Annotated in this window: 15 protein-coding genes; 11 read left to right on the top strand and 4 right to left on the bottom strand. The window is 56.8% G+C overall.

Going from position 1 to position 17,417, the window contains the following annotated elements:
* The first annotated feature begins 86 nt into the window (after positions 1-86).
* Positions 87-302 (top strand): (2Fe-2S)-binding protein, encoded by a 216-nt coding sequence (locus tag O3C79_RS13350; protein ID WP_010322740.1) that lies wholly within the window; start codon positions 87-89, stop codon positions 300-302.
* Here the strand turns inward: O3C79_RS13350 and O3C79_RS13345 are convergent.
* The 4 genes from O3C79_RS13345 to O3C79_RS13330 are packed head-to-tail and all read right to left on the bottom strand — an operon-like array spanning position 284 to position 5,637.
* Positions 284-3,040: a sodium:solute symporter family transporter gene (locus O3C79_RS13345; RefSeq protein ID WP_494383486.1), complete on the bottom strand. Its 2,757-nt coding sequence runs from the start codon at positions 3,038-3,040 to the stop codon at positions 284-286. The genes O3C79_RS13350 and O3C79_RS13345 overlap by 19 nt on opposite strands.
* The gene (locus tag O3C79_RS13340) at positions 3,030-3,224 is read right to left on the bottom strand and encodes a hypothetical protein (RefSeq protein ID WP_010322742.1); all 195 of its coding nucleotides are present in this window, start codon (positions 3,222-3,224) and stop codon (positions 3,030-3,032) included. The genes O3C79_RS13345 and O3C79_RS13340 overlap by 11 nt, the downstream gene beginning before the upstream one ends.
* Positions 3,224-5,245, bottom strand: a complete 2,022-nt coding sequence (locus O3C79_RS13335) for a 3'-5' exonuclease (RefSeq protein ID WP_494383485.1) — start codon at positions 5,243-5,245, stop codon at positions 3,224-3,226. Before O3C79_RS13335 ends, O3C79_RS13340 begins: the two co-directional genes overlap by 1 nt.
* 20 nt (positions 5,246-5,265) lie before the next feature.
* A complete protein-coding gene (locus O3C79_RS13330) occupies positions 5,266-5,637 on the bottom strand; it encodes a response regulator transcription factor (protein ID WP_494383484.1) in 372 nt (123 codons plus the stop codon).
* A 145-nt stretch (positions 5,638-5,782) separates the two neighbouring features.
* Between O3C79_RS13330 and O3C79_RS13325 the strand changes: the two genes are divergently transcribed.
* From O3C79_RS13325 to O3C79_RS13280, 10 genes are all read left to right on the top strand, one after another.
* Positions 5,783-6,526, top strand: coding sequence for a spermidine synthase (locus tag O3C79_RS13325; RefSeq protein WP_494383483.1), 744 nt, complete (start codon positions 5,783-5,785; stop codon positions 6,524-6,526).
* Positions 6,527-6,758: 232 nt separating this feature from the next.
* Positions 6,759-8,315 (top strand): ABC transporter substrate-binding protein, encoded by a 1,557-nt coding sequence (locus O3C79_RS13320; RefSeq protein ID WP_010322746.1) that lies wholly within the window; start codon positions 6,759-6,761, stop codon positions 8,313-8,315.
* 194 nt (positions 8,316-8,509) lie between these two features.
* On the top strand, positions 8,510-9,487 hold the full coding sequence (locus O3C79_RS13315; RefSeq protein WP_494383482.1) for an ABC transporter permease: 978 nt from the start codon (positions 8,510-8,512) through the stop codon (positions 9,485-9,487).
* Between the two features lie 12 nt (positions 9,488-9,499).
* Positions 9,500-10,480, top strand: a complete 981-nt coding sequence (locus O3C79_RS13310) for an ABC transporter permease (protein ID WP_010322748.1) — start codon at positions 9,500-9,502, stop codon at positions 10,478-10,480.
* Between the two features lie 4 nt (positions 10,481-10,484).
* Positions 10,485-11,477, top strand: coding sequence for an ABC transporter ATP-binding protein (locus O3C79_RS13305; protein WP_494383481.1), 993 nt, complete (start codon positions 10,485-10,487; stop codon positions 11,475-11,477).
* 3 nt (positions 11,478-11,480) lie between these two features.
* Positions 11,481-12,512 carry an ABC transporter ATP-binding protein gene (locus O3C79_RS13300; RefSeq protein WP_494383480.1) on the top strand — a complete coding sequence of 344 codons (1,032 nt, stop codon included), beginning with the start codon at positions 11,481-11,483 and terminating at the stop codon, positions 12,510-12,512.
* A gap of 25 nt (positions 12,513-12,537) precedes the next feature.
* Positions 12,538-13,698: a M14 family metallopeptidase gene (locus O3C79_RS13295; RefSeq protein WP_494383479.1), complete on the top strand. Its 1,161-nt coding sequence runs from the start codon at positions 12,538-12,540 to the stop codon at positions 13,696-13,698.
* A 33-nt stretch (positions 13,699-13,731) separates the two neighbouring features.
* A complete protein-coding gene (locus O3C79_RS13290) occupies positions 13,732-14,670 on the top strand; it encodes a LysR family transcriptional regulator (protein WP_494383478.1) in 939 nt (312 codons plus the stop codon).
* A 61-nt stretch (positions 14,671-14,731) separates the two neighbouring features.
* Positions 14,732-16,030 (top strand): Xaa-Pro dipeptidase, encoded by a 1,299-nt coding sequence (gene pepQ, locus O3C79_RS13285; RefSeq protein ID WP_494383477.1) that lies wholly within the window; start codon positions 14,732-14,734, stop codon positions 16,028-16,030.
* A gap of 94 nt (positions 16,031-16,124) precedes the next feature.
* Complete coding sequence (locus O3C79_RS13280) at positions 16,125-17,348, top strand: EAL domain-containing protein (protein ID WP_494383476.1); 1,224 nt, start codon at positions 16,125-16,127, stop codon at positions 17,346-17,348.
* The last annotated feature ends 69 nt before the right edge of the window (positions 17,349-17,417 follow it).

The raw sequence follows: 17,417 nt of genomic DNA, 5'->3' as shown, positions 1-17,417 counted from the left end.
TCATTAGGGTTGTAATGAGAATATGTTTCATTTATATTCGAAGCATAAATAAAACCTATTCTCATGATAGTGATGGACGAACAGCCATGATCATCTGTATCTGCAAACGTGTCAGTGACCGAGAAATTCGCCGCCTGGTGGATGAAGGGGCGACTTCATTAGCAGATATCCGCCGGGAAACCGAGTTGGGTACCCAGTGTGGCAAGTGTGCCTGTGAAACTCGTCGTATGGTACGTGAATTGAACGCCGACCAGGGTCCGCTGGCCGGTCTTGCTAATCTGGCTTATGAACTGACTTCCTGATCTTCCTCCTGTGCCTGTGGCAATGACAGTCGCAGGCACGCACCAGCTAACACCTCGGGCTCGTCCACCCAGAGCCGGCCACCCAACTGATTGATAATGCCCCGGCTGATGGGCAGGCCAAGCCCGGTACCTTTGGGCCGTTGAGTGGCAACCTGTTGGCCCTGCTGCTGGTGTTCAATCTGATGAAATTTCTCGAACACTTTCTCACGCTCGGCTGCATCAATGCCGGGGCCGTTGTCCTCTACGCTGACGCTGAACTTATGCTTGTGCTGCTGTAAACGCAGCAGAACCTGAGGTGCTTCAGGGTCGGCAAACTTGCTGGCGTTGTCGAGCAGGTTGATCAGCACTTGCTGCAGGCGGTCCGGGTCGGCAATCACGGGGCAGGGTGTAACGGGCAGCTCAACGTCAAGCTGAACCTGCCGCTGCTCAAACAGCTGTGTCACCGCTTCCACGGCCTGATGTCCAAGCTGTGCCATATCGCAGCGTTGCGGCGATAGTGTCATGCGCCCCGATTCCAGCCGCGCCATATCCAGAATCTCTTCAATCAGGCGCGACAGGCGCTCGCTCTCTCGCACGATAATGGTCAGAAAATGCTGGCGCTGCTCGGGGGCCATTTGCTCGCTGTCGTTCAGAATTTCGGCGAAGGCACGAATGGATGTCAGTGGCGTGCGCAGCTCATGGCTGACCATGGCCAGAAACTCGTCCTTGAGCCGGTCCAGCTCGCGCAGGCGGTCATTGGCGCCTTTCAGCTCAGTGCCGATGCGGGCCAGTTCGTCGGACTTCTGTTCCAGGCGTCGGTTGTATTCCAGTGTTTGCGAGGTGGTGTCGAGAATGCTCAGAATGGATGCCATATCCAGTGCCTCGCCGCGTACCACCGAGTTGATCAGAATACGGGCCGTCGCACTGCCGAGTGCGCCGGTCAGCCCCTGTTCGGCAGCTGCCAGCATGGCCGGCGTCGCGGCAGCATCAATCTGATCGCCGGTTGGCGCCGGACCCAGCAGGCGTTGAGTGGCGGTTTTACCCAGGTAGCGCTGCACCAGCCTGAACAGCTCATAGCGGCTGGCATGGCCCTGCCAGATGGCAGCCATCTCGGCTTCGGGCTTGAGGGCGTTGGTAAAGAGTGCGGCCTGAGTCTGCTCCATATGACTCTGGCGACTGAACAGGGATACGCCGATCAACAGGCCCAGGTTGGCCAGCATGCTCCAGAACAGCGCATGGGTATAGATATCCCAGCCTTCCAAACCAAACAGGGCATAGGGCTTGAGCCACTCAAGGCCCATCGGCCCCTGCTCGATAAAGTCGGTCTGCATCCAGCCAGACAGAGCAAAGCCTGGAATCAATAGCGTCCAGGCCCACACCAGAATGCCGGCCACCAGACCGGCTGCAGCACCATTGCGGCTGGCACCGCGCCAGTAGAGTCCCAGTAGAAGTGCAGGGGCGAACTGGGCTGCCGCAGCAAAGGAGACCAAACCAATGGTAACCAGACTGTAGGCTTCGCCAATGAGGGCATGGTAGAGATAGCCCAGAATCAGGATGGCGATGATGGCAATGCGACGGATACCCAGTAACCAACCGGACAGGTCGTGTGATTCTTCCAGGTGCAGACGCCGCCAGCGCAGCAGCAAGGGCATTACCAGCTGGTTGCTGACCATGGTCGAGAGGGCGATGGTCTCCACGATCATCATGCTGGTCGCGGCCGAAAGGCCGCCGATAAATACCAGCAGGGGCAGGGCGTCCAATCCCGCTGCCAGCGGCAGGGTCAGGACGAAACTGTCCGGCTCGCCGGTGCCCGGCAGTCCCAGCAGACCGGCCAGCGCGATGGGAATGACGAACAGGTTGATCAATAGCAGGTAAAGCGGAAACAGCCAGCAGGCACGGCGCAGGTGTTGCTCGTTAACATTTTCCACCACTAATACCTGAAACTGGCGTGGCAGGGTAATAAACGCCAGCGCTGCCAGTACCAGGGTGCCAAACCAGCCCAGAGGGCCACCGGGAATCTGGTCGAGGCCGAAGTGGCGCTCCATCTCCGGCAATAACGCACCGGCCTGAGATAGCAGTGTCGCAGGGCCGGGATAAAGTACAAAGCAGGTAAACACGCCCACTGCGATAAAGGCGAACAGTTTCACCAGTGACTCGAAGGCGATGGCCGTGACCATGCCTTCGTGGCGCTCGCTGGCATCCAGATGGCGGGTACCGAACAGGATAATGAAAACGGCCAGCACCAGTGCGACCCAGAATGCCTTGTCATTCCAGAAGTCACTCAGGGACAGGTCGGGTGGTGAAAGGTTGGGGTATTCCGTGAGTACGCCATAGCTGACGGTGATCGCTTTCAGCTGCAGAGCGATGTAAGGCATGATCGCGACCACGGCAATCAGTGCCACCAGCATCCCCAGGCCGCTGCTTTTGCCATAACGGGCGCTGATAAAGTCGGCAATAGAGGTAATGCGTTGTGAGCGGGCAATACGCACCATTTTGCGCAGCACCAGCCAGCCACAGAGCATGGCCAGGGTGGGGCCAAGGTAGATCAGCAGGAAGCTGAGGCCAGTGGTTGCGGCGCGCCCGACACTGCCATAGAACGTCCAGGCGGTGCAGTAAACGGCAATCGACAGGGCATAAATGGTCGGCGAGTTGACCAGGGATCGGCCCTGTTCCGCACGACGATCCCCCCAGGCTGCGATAACGAACAACAGCGCCAGATAGCTGAAGGCGATGATGAGCACGACCCAGTTAGTCTGCATCCGGGCGCTCCAGTGTCAGTGCCGCCAATAGAATCACCAGTGCCCAGATCAGGTAAATGATGACCGGCAGGCTGGAGAAGCCCCAGGCGGCCGGGCGGTCAAACAGCAGTAGCAGAGGCGGTGAAAAGAGTGCCAGTGCCAACAGGCTCAGGGCGACCAGTCGGCTTTGCAGGGGCGCTTTCATTAGCTGTGTTCTCCCTTTGCCTGCAGCGCCAGCGCTTCACCCAGTGTGCGTACGCCCCGTGCCTGCAGGCGAGGCAGCAGGCACAGCAGTAGCTCGGCGGTTACACGGGCATCGCCCAGTGCGGTATGGCGGGTGCCGGGGGGGAACTGCAGTTCAAAGCGCTCCGCCAGAGCGTCGAGCCCGTGTCCGTCCAGAGTCGGGTCCAGTGCGCGTGACAGGAACAGGGTATCCAGTACCGGATTGGTAAACTCGATAGAGGGCCCCGCCAGCTTCAGTGCCAGTACATCAAAGGCGGCATTATGTGCCACCAGCACCGCGTTACCGGCATAACGATGGAAATTCGGTAATACCACCTCGACCGGCGGTGCCTGGGCGACATCGTCGTCGGTCAGACCATGGATGGCTGTACTTTCCTGCGGGATGGGGCGGTCCGGATTGACCAGTTGATCGAAGCTGTCGTCAGCCAGCAGGCGACCATTCAGGATACGGCACCCCGCCAGGCTGATAATACGATCACCTCCGCGCAGGTCCAGGCCGGTGGTTTCGGTGTCGAACACCACCAATTCCAGCTGATCCAGAGGTCGGCTGGCCAGGTCCTCATCGGGCGGGGCCAGCTGGGCGATGCTGAAGTCATGAAACTCAGGGCGTGAGCGCACTTTGGTAACCGGGGTCAGGCCGCGCGAGGATGCGGGCAATGGCAGGCGCAGACGTACAGGATCCTGCGGGCGTTCATTGGGGAGTGACCAAAGGTCGGCACCGTGCTGGCTCAATACATCGCTGAACCTTGGCGACAGGGGTTCATCAAACAGGCTTTGTTCCCGCCAGCTCGCCAGCCGGGTTTCCGTGATTGCCTCTCCCTGCCAGCAGAGGTCGAGATAGACCCGGCGGTTGCCCAGCAGCAACTCCAGTTCGAACTGATCAATATTCTGGGCCTGTTTCAGGTTACGCAACACATGCTCCAGCAGAGCCAGCAGGCTGGGCCCGTCAACCTTGAGCCAGGCGGGAATGCCGATGGGGGTGATCTGGATACTGGCTGGCTTGAGCTTGGCTTGAAGTGCATGGCAGAGGTCGTTGGACCAGGTGTCCTCCAGGCGGGCATGCCCCAGCTGATGAGACTCGATCAAACGGGTCAGGCTATCCAGCGTATGGGCCAGGCCTTCGCTGTCCTGTTCTATGGCCTGTTCAAGGCGGTGTGAAAGATCCGGGTTATCGCGGCTCTGGATCAGCGCTTCAGTCGCACTGCCCAGGCTGCCGGCATGGCCACGCAGGCGTGGCAGCAGTTGGCTGAGGCTATGTTGCCATTGCTGGTCGGCGCGCAGGGCTGCGGTGGAATCCTGCAGGGTGATCAGCCGGTGCTGGCTGGCGCCGGCCAGGGCGCGAATTTCACATCTGAGCCAGTGCTGCTCACCGGGTAATAATAAAGGATGGGGTGCACTGTCGGCGTCAAAATGATTAAGGGCATCCCTGAGGCTGCTGTGGGGCAGGATCTGTGTGAGTGGACGCCCGAGACCAAGCGGGCTGTGTTCGCCCAATAACTCGACGGCGGCCTGATTAAACAGCAGCAGGCGCTGATGTTTATCGCAGATGAGCAGCGGCAGACTGAGCGATTGCACCAGGCTTTCCAGTTCCTGCTGGGTGCTGGCCGCTTCCTGTGAGCCTTCGGTGCGTGCATCCTTGAGGCGTTGTCGGTCCTGACGCCAGCCATTGCGGACCTGATCAAGATCAGACTGCAATCCGTTCAGCCAGCCGGCCAGAGGGAAGTCAGATTTGGCATCCGGGCTTGCCAGCAGGCGTGCCAGCAATACCTGCAATTGGCGCAGCGGCGCAAACAGACGCCATTCCAATACCAGTCCCAAAGCCAGCAAAAGCGTGCCAGGCAACAGCCCCAACGTCCAGATCAGCGCCATGGGAACAGGGGGCTGAAGCTGGCTGATCAGCGTAATTGCGAGGCCTATACCGATTACGAATGCGGCTCCGGTGAGCAGGAGCCAAATACCAATCAGGTTCTGGCGGTTGGGCATGACTCGGTCTCCTGCCAGGATTATGTTGGCGAGTTCAGTAAGGCATCGACACGGCTGACCAGATCTCGAGTGGAGAAGGGCTTGGTGATGTAGTCATTGGCGCCCAGTGCCAGGCCTTTCTCCTTTTCAACCTCACGGCCATGTGCGGTCAGCATGATGACAGGCAATGTTTGAGTGTCCGGATGTTGGCGCAGCTGCTCCAGCAGATCAAACCCGCTCATGCCCGGCAGGCTGATATCGAGCAGGACCAGATCCGGGCAGTGTCCGGCGATCAGCTCCGCAGCCTGTTCGGCATCCGGCGCGGTAACCACCTTGTATCCCGCTTGCTGCATCAGAAACTCAAGTGACAACAGGATGTTGGGCTCGTCGTCGACAACCAGTACTTCCGGCATGGCGCTTCCCTCGTGACGTGATTCCAGTACGCATCTTTGAGTCTAGTGTGCACCATACAAAAGGGAAACGTCAGCGCCGGCGGCACGACTTTAGTGGCAGGCACAGGCATAATGGCGGCCTTTTGCGGCAGCTCAAGGAATCCAGATGTCATTACCGGGAAAAGAAATTTACCGAGGCCACGACAGCTATGGGGCGGTGCGTGTTCTCGATGACGGTGACAAGCGCTATCTTGCTTTTGGTGATGTGGACGAACAGAGCTGTTGCCTGAAGCATGAGCCGATGATTCCCGAGCATGAATATGTCCGCGCCATGTTGCTGGTGTTGCTGTTTGCCGAACCCAAGCAGGTGATCAGCCTCGGGCTGGGTGCCGGGGCGCTCAATACCTGCCTGCACGGGCGCTTTGCCGGCTGTAAGCAGCAAATTGTGGAGCTGCGTCCCGAAGTGGTCGAAGTTGCCTATCGTTTCTTTCAACTGCCCCGTGGCAAACGCATGCAGATCCATACCCTGGATGCCCTGGAGTTTCTGCAATCCGTTAAAACCCGCAAGGCGGACATTATCTTCAGTGATATCTATGGCGCTGATGGTCTTAATGAGAAACAGCTGGGTGAAGACTATCTGGCTCTTTGTGAAGAGCGACTGAAGCCCGGAGGATGGCTGGTGTTGAACCTCTGGCGCGACCATGTGGGAGGCCGGACACTGGAGTTGTTGCTGGAGCATTTTGGTGTGCTTTACGGTTGTCATACCCAGAGTGGCAACTGGGTGGTTTTTGCAGCGGCAGAGGACCACGGACTGAGTTCCGGGCAATTGGAAAAACGGGCGCGTGAACTGGGCCAGCATCTGGGGTTTTCGCTGTCCTCTTACCTGAAACGGCTCAAAACCTACCCGTAAAACAGGTGGCCTAACCGGCTTCATCTATTTCTGACTTTTCTAACTTGTTTGTTTTAAAAGGAAAAATAGCGCTATACAGATAACGTATCCCCTGTTTCGTTATTCAAATTGGTAGGGGGGCTGGCTTCCATTAGACTTTTTTTAATGACGGATTAATTAAAAGTCATTTTCCAACGACAACAGGCTGCATCCAATTTGAGATGCTGCAGGGCAATAACAACAGGAAGCCAATATGAACAAAACTGTATCCCTACTGGCGGGTGCCATGATGAGCCTGGGGCTCATGGCGGGCGCGAATGCCGCAACCCTGAAAATGGCCTATGACGCTGACCCTGTCTCCCTTGACCCCCACGAGCAGCTGTCCGGCGGTACCATGCAGCTGGCGCACATGACCTTCGACCCGCTGGTTCGCTGGGATCGCAATCTGGGTTTTGAACCGCGTCTGGCCGAAAAGTGGGAACGTATTGACGACCTGACCATGCGCTTCCATCTGCGCAAGGGCGTTAAATTCCATTCCGGTAACGACTTTACCGCCAAGGACGTTCTGTTCACCTTCAACCGTCTGCGCACCTCCCCGGACTTCAAGGGTATCTTCGCCCCGTTCGCTGAACTGAAAGTGATCGATGACTACACCATCGACCTGGTGACGAACAAGCCCTTCCCGCTGGTCCTGAACAACGTGACCTACCTGTTCCCGATGGACAGCGCCTTCTACACCGGTAACGATGCCAATGGCGAACCCAAAGACAAGCTGGTGAAGCACGGCAACTCCTTCGCGTCTCGTCAGCTGTCCGGTACTGGACCCTATGTGGTGAGTGAGCGTCAGCAGGGTGTACGTGTTGACTTCACCCGTTTCGACAACTACTGGGACACCAACTCCCCGGGCAACGTTGATGAAATCGTGCTGACACCGATCAAGGAAGCGCCGACCCGTGTTGCTGCGCTGCTGTCCGGCGATGTTGATTTCATCGCGCCGGTTCCGCCGACTGATCACAAGCGTATCGTCAGCAACGACAAGGTTGATCTGGTGACCATGGGTGGTACCCGTATCATCACTTTCCAGATGAACCAGGAACGTGTTGAAGCCTTCAAGGATGCCCGTGTACGTCAGGCTGTTGCCTACGCCATCAACCAGGAAGGTATCGTCAAGAAAATCATGCGCGGTTTCGCTACCCCGGCCGCTCAGATGAGCCCTGAAGGCTATCTGGGTTACAACGAAGCTCTGAAGCCGCGTTATGACCTGAAAAAAGCCAAGCAGCTGATGGAAGAAGCGGGTTACGCCGACGGTTTCACCATCACCATGATGGCACCGAACAACCGTTACGTGAACGATGAAAAAATCGCTCAGGCGGTGGCGTCCATGCTGGCCAAGATCAACATCACCGTTGATCTGAAAACCATGCCCAAGGCTCAGTACTGGGGTGAGTTTGATGAGCGTGCGGCTGACATGATGATGATCGGCTGGCATGCGGACACCGAAGATTCCAACAACTTCTTCGAATTCCTCACTGCTTGCCCGGATACCGACAGCGGCCTGGGTCAGTACAACTCCGGTAACTACTGCAACCCGGAAGCAGACAAGATGATGCACGAAGCCAACAGTGAAACTGATCCGGCCAAACGTGCAGCCATCATGCAGAAGATCGAGCAGATGTTGTACGACGACGCTGCCTACATCCCGCTGCACTGGCAGAACCTGGCATGGGCCGCTCGCAAGGGCGTCAATGTTGAGCCGGTGGTCAACGTGATGAACTTCCCGTACCTGGGTGACCTGGTTATTGAAGAATAACCACATCCGACAGTGAAACAGGAGCCGGCTTGTGACTGTTCCCTCAACGGTCCAGGTCGGCTTTTTCTGATCCAAGCACGTTTCAAAATGCTGAATGCCGTTGGGGCAGCGGGCCTGCTGTGCCTGTGAAAAGCGATTTGAAACACGAAATACCAAGGCGCAGGGATAGCGACCTCATATAAGGCAGAGAGACCATGATTGCTTTTTTTATAAAACGACTGGCTCAAGCGATAGTGGTGATGTTCGTCATCAGCATTATCAGCTTCTCAATTCAGGATAATCTGGGCGACCCTCTTCGTGAGATGGTTGGTCAGTCGGTATCGGAAGCCGAGCGACAGCAGCTGCGTGACGAGCTGGGCCTGAACGATCCCTTCCTGGTGCAGTACGGCCGCTTTGTAAAAAATGCGCTCCAGGGTGACCTGGGTACGTCCTACTTCTTCAAGGAACCGGCGCTGGATGTGATTCTGGCCAAGTTGCCGGCGACTCTGGAGCTGGTGTTCGGCGCCTCCTTGATCATTATTTTCCTCTCGGTGCCGTTGGGGGTGTACTCCGCCATCAACCCGCAGAGTCTGTTTTCCAAAACCGTTATGGGGTTGAGTATTGTCGGCATCTCTGTGCCGGTATTCCTGACCGCGATCGGCCTGATCTATCTATTTGCCATTGAATTGAACTGGATGCCGTCCTATGGACGCGGCGAGACCGTCGAGATGTTCTGGGGCTGGGAGTCCGGCTTCTTTACCGCCGATGGTCTGGCACATCTGATCCTACCCTGTGTGTCACTGGCGTCGATCATGTTGCCGCTGTTCATCCGTTTGATCCGTGCCGAAATGATGGAAGTGCTGCAGTCCGAATATGTGAAATTTGCCTGGGCCAAGGGTTTGAACCCGCGCCGTATTTACTTTTTGCATGCCCTCAAAAACACCATGCTGCCCGTCATTACCGTCGGCGGTGTGCAGATCGGCACCATGGTGGCGTACACCATTCTGACCGAAACCGTGTTCCAGTGGCCGGGCATGGGCTTCCTGTTCCTGGAAGCGATCAACCGCGTAGACACACCGCTGATAGTGGCCTACCTGATTGTGGTAGGGGCGATTTTCGTGATTACCAACACCATTGTTGACCTGGTGTACGGATTGGTGAATCCGACGGTCAATCTGGCTGGCAAGAAATAAGGCGGTATCAGTATGAGCACTACGAATCAAACACCTACACCCAATCCTGTGGCCACGGATATGGATAAAGCACCCTCCCTGTGGGAGCGTTTCAAGGACAGCCATGTGTGGCACAGCTTTACCCGCGACCGCGTGGCCCAGCTGAGCCTGACCATCTTCATGGGCTACGTGATCATGGCGCTGTTTGCGCCGGTGATTGCACCCTTTGATCCCTACGATCCTACCCAGATCGACATCATGAACTCCGAGCTGCCGCCGAGCTGGGATGAAGATATGGGTGATGACCAGTTCTGGCTGGGGACGGATGCCCAGGGGCGTGACCTCTGGTCCACCATTCTCTACGGCACCCGCATCTCGCTGACCATCGGTATCTGCGCGGTACTGCTGCAGGCGACTATTGGCATCATCATCGGCCTGATCGCTGGCTACCGTGGTGGCCGTGTCGACAGCATTCTGATGCGCTTTGCCGATGTGCAGCTGTCATTCTCCACCATGATGGTGGCCATCGTGGTACTGGCTGTCTTCCAGGCCAGCTTCGGCACCGAACTGTATCAGGATCTGGCGATGTTAATGCTGGTGCTGGTGATCGGTATCGCGGAATGGCCGCAGTACGCCCGTACCATCCGTGCCTCCGTTTTGGCCGAGAAGAAAAAGGAATACGTGGATGCCGCCCGCGTGATGGGCCTTGGACAGATCCGCATCATGTTCCGTCACATTCTGCCCAATACGCTGTCACCGATTCTGGTTATCTCCACCGTGCAGGTCGCAAACGCCATTATTTCCGAGGCTTCGCTGTCGTTCCTGGGTCTGGGGATGCCGGTGTCTCAGCCGTCACTAGGCTCGCTGATCTCCAGCGGCTTTGAATATATTTTCTCCGGTACCTGGTGGATTACCGTCATTCCAGGGCTGGTGCTGGTTGTGCTGGTTCTGGTGATGAACCTGCTGGGTGACTGGCTGCGCGACGTTCTCAACCCGAAACTGTACAAGGGGTAATATCATGGCACTGCTTGAAGTTAGAAACCTCGAAGTCAGTTTCGGCCTGCGCAGCGGCGCTGTTAAGGCTCTGCGCAACATCAACTTCACTCTGGATCGCGGCGAGCGTCTGGGGTTGGTGGGGGAGTCCGGTGCCGGTAAATCCGTGCTGGGTTTCTCCATCCTCAACCTGATTGCCAAGCCGGGCCGAATCACCGGCGGCGAGATTCTGTTTGAGGGCCAGAACCTTGCGTCCATGTCAGATCGTGATCTGCGCTCCATTCGTGGCAACCGCATTTCGATGATCTTCCAGGATCCGATGATGACGCTGAACCCGGTACTGACCATCGGCCAGCAGATGGTCGAGTGTCTGATGGCGCACCGTAAAATCAGCCGAGACAATGCTCGCACCATCGCGGTACAGAAGTTGAAACAGGTGCAGATTCCGTCACCGGAAACCCGCATCGATCAGTACCCGCATGAGCTCTCGGGCGGTATGCGTCAGCGTGTTGTTATCGCCATCGGCCTGCTGATGGATCCGGATATCATCATCGCCGATGAACCGACTACCGCACTGGATGTGACCATTCAGGCGGAAATCATGGAGCTGATGGTCGAACTCTGTGAACGCAATAATGTGGCCTTGATCCTGATTACCCATGATCTGGGTGTTGTATCTCAGGTGACGCAGAAGGCGATCGTGATGTACGCCGGTCGTGTTATCGAGCAGGGGCCCACACGCGAGATCATTAACGACGCCCAGCACCCCTACACCCAGGGGTTGATGAACGCCTTGCCGCAGATGGCCATTCCGGGCCAGCGCTTGAACCAGATTCGTGGTTCCATGCCCGGTTTGCAGAAAATTCCGACGGGCTGTGCCTTTAATCCGCGTTGCGACTACGTGATGGATATCTGTCATCGCCAGTTGCCGGGCTACACCGCATCCGGCAATTGTCAGGTTGCCTGCCATATGGTGGCGGAGATGAAGAAGAACGCACAGGCGTCAGAAGAGGTTTAAGCGATGACTGCACAAGCAAACAATCAGGCAGAATCACTGGTGCAGATCCGCGATCTGTACAAGAAGTTCAACATCTCCGGCGACTTCCTTGATCAGTTGAAGTTCAAGGGTGGCAAAATCGTGCGCGAACAGGAGTTCGTGCATGCCATCAATGGTGTCGACCTGGATATAAAGAAGGGTGAAGCCCTCTGCGTAGTCGGGGAGTCCGGCTGCGGTAAATCTACCGTCGCGCGGACGGTTATGGGTCTGCTGACACCTTCTCAGGGTTCCATCAGCTATCGTGGCGAGCGTATTGACGACCTGGATGACAAGGCGCTGCTGCCGTATCGCAAGAAGATGCAGATGATCTTCCAGAACCCCTATGCGTCATTGAATCCGCGTATGACCATTGCGCAGACGCTGGAAGAGCCGGTGCGCCTGCACAACCCGGACTGGACCCAACAGCAGGTGCGTGACAAGGTACACGAAGTGATGTTCTCGGTGGGGATTGACCCCAGCTGGGGCGAGCGCTTCGCGCACGAATTCTCCGGAGGTCAGCGTCAGCGTATCAGTATTGCCCGTGCCCTGGCGGTAGACCCGGAATTTATCGTAGCGGATGAGCCGATCTCGGCACTGGACGTATCCATTCAGGCGCAGGTGCTGAACCTGCTGATGGACGCGCAGGAAAAGCGCAATCTGACTTATCTGTTCATCACCCACGACCTGTCGGTGGTCGAACATTTCGGTACCCGCGTGGCCGTCATGTATCTGGGCTCTCTGTGTGAGCTGACGCCGACCAAGACCCTGTTCGACAAGCCGCGTCACCCGTACACTCAGGCACTGCTGTCAGCGATTCCGCGTCTGGAAGATGACCGCCCGCCGCACATCAAACTGCAGGGTGAGGTACCGACGCCGGTTAACTTGCCTTCAGGTTGCGTGTTCCATGGTCGTTGTCCGTACGCGAATGAACGCTGCAAAAGTGAGATCCCCAAACTGATCACCACAGATGAAGGTGGACAGGTTGCCTGTCACGGGGTCGAAGAAGGTCGCCTGTAAGTGTCTTAACCGAATTAAGGTCAATATGAGCGTACAGATTCAATCAGCACTGAAAATCAGCAGCCAGTTTGATTCCGGCAACATCGAAGTGCTGGATATGGCCAACCCTCAGGATATCCAGCTGAGCATCCGCAAGGATAACCAGTCAGAGTTCTTTCAGTGGTTTCACTTTCGTGTGCAGGGGGCCGACAACCAGCCTCTGAACCTGCGCATTGTAAACGCTGATCAGGCGGCGTATCTGGATGGCTGGCCCGACTACCGGGCCGTGGCTTCCTATGATCGTGAAACCTGGTTCCGTGTCGATACCAGCTATGAGCAGGGAGAGCTGGTGATTCAGCACACCCCGGCGCAGAACAGTATCTACTTTGCCTATTTCGCCCCCTACAGCTGGGAGCAGCATCTGGATCTGGTGGCTGCGGCCCAGCAGTCACCCTTGTGCCAGGTATTTGATATCGGCACCACCCTTGATGGGCATGACCTCAACCTGCTGCAGATCCGTTCTGCTGCAGGGGCTGACAAAAAGCTGCAGGTCTGGGTCACGGCACGTCAGCACCCGGGTGAAACCATGGCCGAATGGTGTGCCGAGGGCTTGATCGGTCGTCTGCTGGATCAGGATGATGCCTTGAGTCAGGCGTTGCTGGAACAGGCGGATTTCTTCGTGGTCCCAAATATGAATCCGGATGGATCCATACGGGGGCACCTGCGTACCAATGCCTGTGGCGCCAACCTGAACCGCGAATGGCAAACGCCAACGGCGGCACGCAGCCCTGAAGTGCTTGCAGTGAGAACCCTGATGCAGCAAACCGGTGTGGATCTGTTCCTGGATCTGCATGGGGATGAAGCCCTGCCGTGTAACTTTATTGCCGGGCAGGAAGGCGCCCCGGGTCTTTCCGACTCTATACTGGAGCAGGAAAACCGGTTTAAACAAGACCTGCTGATGGCAAACCCGGATTTCCAGCTGGAGCGCGGCTACCCGCCCGGCAAGTTCGGGCCGGAAACCTTCACCATTGCCGCATTCTGGGTGGGGCGAGAGTTCAATTGCCCATCCATGACGCTGGAAATGCCGTTCAAGGATTATGACCTGCGTCCGGATGCCGACTGTGGCTGGTCGCCTGAACGGTCGATCAAGCTGGGTGAGTCCCTTTTGCATCCGCTCTATCACTGGGCGCTTGGCAAGCAGGTTTAATGTTCCGACAGGCTTTGCCAGTGAAGGAGTGTTATGGAAGTTAGATGGCTCGATGACTTCATCGCGTTAGCGCGTACCCGACATTTTTCGCGGGCGGCGGAGGAGCGTAATGTCACCCAGCCAACCCTGAGCCGGCGCATCAAGCTGTTGGAGGAAGAGATGGGCACGACCCTGATCGACCGCAACAGCTTGCCGCTGTCGCTGACACCGGCGGGAGAAGTGTTTCTGGCTGGTGCCGAGCAGATGAGTCGCATTGCGCGTGAAACCAAGGCGAACTGCAATGAGATCCGGGAGCAGCAAAGCAACCGGCTGACGTTGGCGACGACCCAGACGCTCTACCTGAGCCTCTATCGCGCTACCCTGTTGCCATTCTCGGAAGAGCATGACATCCCGATCGATCTCAACCTCAAGTCCACCTCCTGGGTGGGGGCTGATTTCGTTAATGCGTTGGCACAGGGCGAGTGTGATCTGGTGCTCTGCTTCTGGCATCCGCACATGCGGGTGGCTGAAGAACTGGATGACGAGCGTTTTGAAAGCCTTGTAGTGGCTCAGGAAATGCTGGTGCCCGTCACTGCCAATGATGATGCAGGCCAGCCACTGTATACCTTGCCCGGCAAGAAAGGGCAGCCGTTGCCCTACATCGGTTATTACGAAAATGCTTTTATGCGCCCGGTGCTGGATCACTTTATTCAGCGGCATGCCCAGTCACCACAACTGGTGACCATGAATGAAAACGTCCATTCCGTCAGTGTGAAGGCGATGATCAAAGAAGGCTTTGGTCTGGGCTGGTTGCCAAGGCGATTGGCCAGTAAAAGTCTGGAGCACGGAAGCCTTAGCCTCGCGGGTGGGCGCCATTGGCAGATCCCGCTTGAGGTGCGTTTGTACCGCAACCGACAGAATGTTCAGACCAGTCTGAAAGAGTTCTGGTCGTTGCTGGAGCAGGCGCTGCACGCAGCCACGCTCAAAGTGTGATGGCTGTCTCACCATCCGATTTCATGGCGGTTTTTCACCGCATTAGTACAAGGCTTATGTCATGACTTCAGCGTATTTTTCCCATTTGTCACAGCTTCAGACGCAGACCGAGGCGCTGCTGGCCGCTCAAGGCTATGATCAACTGTTGATCGGTTCCGGCTCGCTGCACACCCATTTTCTGGATGACACCCGCTATCCGTTCCGTCCCAACCCTCACTTTGTGCATTGGGCATGTTTTTTGACACAGCATCCGGACTGCTGGTTGTTGGTTCGCCCGAGCCAGAAACCGCAGCTGTTCTACTATACGCCCAAGGACTTCTGGCACCTCACCCCCGGCCTGCCTGCAGACGACTGGGCGAAGGGGTTTGAATGGCAAGCCTATGATGATTTTGCCGCTGTTCGCGCCCAGCTGGGTAACAGTAAAACGGCGGTTATCAGTGAAAAGGGTGTTGAAGGCGACAATCTGAGCCAAAACCCGGATGCTTTGATCCAGGCGATCAACTTCGACCGTGCGGTGAAAACCGAGTGGGAACAGCACTGTCTGCGTCAGGCCAACTACCTGGCTGTAAAAGGGCATTGCGCCGCTCAGCATGGTTTTGAGTCCGGTCACAGTGAATATGAAATTCACCAGGCCTACCTGCAGGCGATTGAACATAACGAATCCGATCTGCCCTATGACAATATCGTCGGCCTGAATGAACATGCTGCAGTGCTTCACTACCAGTTCCAGCAGCGTGAGCGCCCGGCAGAGCATCGTACGTTACTGATCGATGCCGGTGCCCGTTTCAATGGCTATGCGGCCGATATCACCCGTACTCACAGTGATGGCACCGGTCTGTTCACCGAGTTGCTTGAAGCGATGGACCGCCTGCAGCAGCAACTCTGTGCACAGGTCAGGGCTGGGGCTGATTTCGTTTCACTGCAGCATCATATGCACCTGCTGTTGGCCGACCTGCTACAGCGGTTTGATATCGTCAATGCCAGTGCCGAGCAGCAGTTGGAGCAGGGTATTACGCGCTGCTTTCTGCCACACGGCCTGGGCCATCTGCTGGGTCTTCAGGTCCACGATGTGGGCGGCTGGCAGCAGGATGCTCAGGGGACGCTGAAACAGCCGCCGCAGGATCATCCCTTCCTGCGCCTGACGCGTACACTTGAAGCTGGCTACGTGATTACCGTTGAGCCCGGTCTTTACTTTATTCCGCAGCTGCTGGAGGAACTCAAGGCGGGGCCCGGTGCCCAGTCGGTAAACTGGGCGCGTGTAGAGCAGTTGCTGCCCTACGGTGGTATTCGCATTGAGGATAACCTCTGTGTACGTGCCGATGGGCATGAAAACCTGACCCGCGATGGCTTTCACGGCTGAGAAACTTGGCCGAAAGGTAAGGCTCGTGACCCATTTTGGCCCGAGCCTTGCATTAAAAGTGCACTATTTTGTTCCATCTGCGTGAGAGTGTGAAATGCAGCAGTCAGTCTTTCCCTGGTTCCAGCCGATCATTGAAATTGCGACAGGCCAGGTGCTGGGCTATGAAGCCCTGGCACGGCAGCGTGATGCATCGGGTGAAATTCAGTCGGCCGGTGGTGTCTTTTCCGATCCGAACCTCGACAGGGAGACCCGTCTTGAACTGGACAGAAGCGTTCGCCGTCAGGCGCTCACTGCACTGGCTCAGGCCCCGGAGGGCACCTGTCTAAGCCTCAATATTTCCCCGCAGTGGCTAAGCGAGCGGACTGAAGAGGATCCACTGGTTACACTGCAGATGATGGAAGAGCTGGGCGTTGACCCATCCCGCGTCATTATCGAGATCACCGAACACGGTGGCTGTATTGAGCACATTCGAGCGTTGGCTGCGCGCTATCGCAGCGCGGGCGTCCGTGTAGCACTGGATGATTTCGGTACCGGCTTTCAGCAGTTGGACCGGCTTTTGGCCTTCACCCCTGACCTGCTGAAAGTGGATATGAGGATGTTCCAAAATGGTGCAGTAGGGCACCAGGAAAGTGCATTGCTTCATACCTTGGGTGACATGGCGTCCCGTTTGGGCTGTAAGCTGATTTTTGAAGGCGTGGAGACGCCGGAAGAGTTTCGTCTGGCGCTGCAGTGCAATGCCAGCTACATCCAGGGCTATCTGTTCGAGCCGGCGTTGGCTGACTTTCTGCCGGTCGATGCCAAGCAAACTGAGGTGAACCAGTTGTTGCAGGGCTATCTCGAGCGAATGGTCGAACAGTCTGCCCGCCGCCAGTGGCACCTTGAAGGGCTGCATAGCCAGTTGCTGGCCATGCGTGAACTGTTGCTGGCGCACGATGGCGAAGGTGAAAATGCACTGAGCCAGTATTGCCCGGACCTGGCCATCCTGCGCTGCTTTATCTGTGACCGTGAAGGTCATCAGGTTTCGCCCAACTTCGACTACCTTGATGGACAGTGGCTGGCTGACAGCAGTGTCATTGGCCATAACTGGAGCTGGCGCCCCTGGTTCTACCAGTTGGTTGCAGCCGAAGACTATTCCCGTCGTATTCTGAGATCTCCACCTTATATGGACATCAGTGGTGGTCAGCGCTGCTTTACCCTCACGCTGGCCCTGGATGAGGACCGTGTGCTTGTGGTCGATGTGGTTGACCAGATGAGCGGTGATGCCGGTGTTTCACCGCAGACATCCTTTCACAGTGACCTGATGCCGGATATGTCGTGATGCCGAACCTCTATCTGCCAGCAGTGAATGTGGGGATTATGCGTCTGCTGCGGTTAAACTACGGCTGTG

This window comes from Marinobacterium sp. NO-S09, assembly GCF_059179545.1.
This window is presented reverse-complemented; position numbering and strand designations above follow the sequence as displayed.

Coding starts and splice junctions, on each gene's coding strand:
- O3C79_RS13340 (WP_010322742.1), bottom strand. CDS start 3,224: ATGAAAGCGCCCCTGCAAAGCCGACTGGTCGCCCTGAGCCTGTTGGCA.
- O3C79_RS13300 (WP_494383480.1), top strand. CDS start 11,481: ATGACTGCACAAGCAAACAATCAGGCAGAATCACTGGTGCAGATCCGC.
- O3C79_RS13325 (WP_494383483.1), top strand. CDS start 5,783: ATGTCATTACCGGGAAAAGAAATTTACCGAGGCCACGACAGCTATGGG.
- O3C79_RS13345 (WP_494383486.1), bottom strand. CDS start 3,040: ATGCAGACTAACTGGGTCGTGCTCATCATCGCCTTCAGCTATCTGGCG.
- O3C79_RS13350 (WP_010322740.1), top strand. CDS start 87: ATGATCATCTGTATCTGCAAACGTGTCAGTGACCGAGAAATTCGCCGC.
- O3C79_RS13320 (WP_010322746.1), top strand. CDS start 6,759: ATGAACAAAACTGTATCCCTACTGGCGGGTGCCATGATGAGCCTGGGG.
- O3C79_RS13335 (WP_494383485.1), bottom strand. CDS start 5,245: ATGCCCAACCGCCAGAACCTGATTGGTATTTGGCTCCTGCTCACCGGA.
- O3C79_RS13305 (WP_494383481.1), top strand. CDS start 10,485: ATGGCACTGCTTGAAGTTAGAAACCTCGAAGTCAGTTTCGGCCTGCGC.
- O3C79_RS13310 (WP_010322748.1), top strand. CDS start 9,500: ATGAGCACTACGAATCAAACACCTACACCCAATCCTGTGGCCACGGAT.
- O3C79_RS13290 (WP_494383478.1), top strand. CDS start 13,732: ATGGAAGTTAGATGGCTCGATGACTTCATCGCGTTAGCGCGTACCCGA.
- O3C79_RS13330 (WP_494383484.1), bottom strand. CDS start 5,637: ATGCCGGAAGTACTGGTTGTCGACGACGAGCCCAACATCCTGTTGTCA.
- O3C79_RS13315 (WP_494383482.1), top strand. CDS start 8,510: ATGATTGCTTTTTTTATAAAACGACTGGCTCAAGCGATAGTGGTGATG.
- pepQ (WP_494383477.1), top strand. CDS start 14,732: ATGACTTCAGCGTATTTTTCCCATTTGTCACAGCTTCAGACGCAGACC.
- O3C79_RS13295 (WP_494383479.1), top strand. CDS start 12,538: ATGAGCGTACAGATTCAATCAGCACTGAAAATCAGCAGCCAGTTTGAT.
- O3C79_RS13280 (WP_494383476.1), top strand. CDS start 16,125: ATGCAGCAGTCAGTCTTTCCCTGGTTCCAGCCGATCATTGAAATTGCG.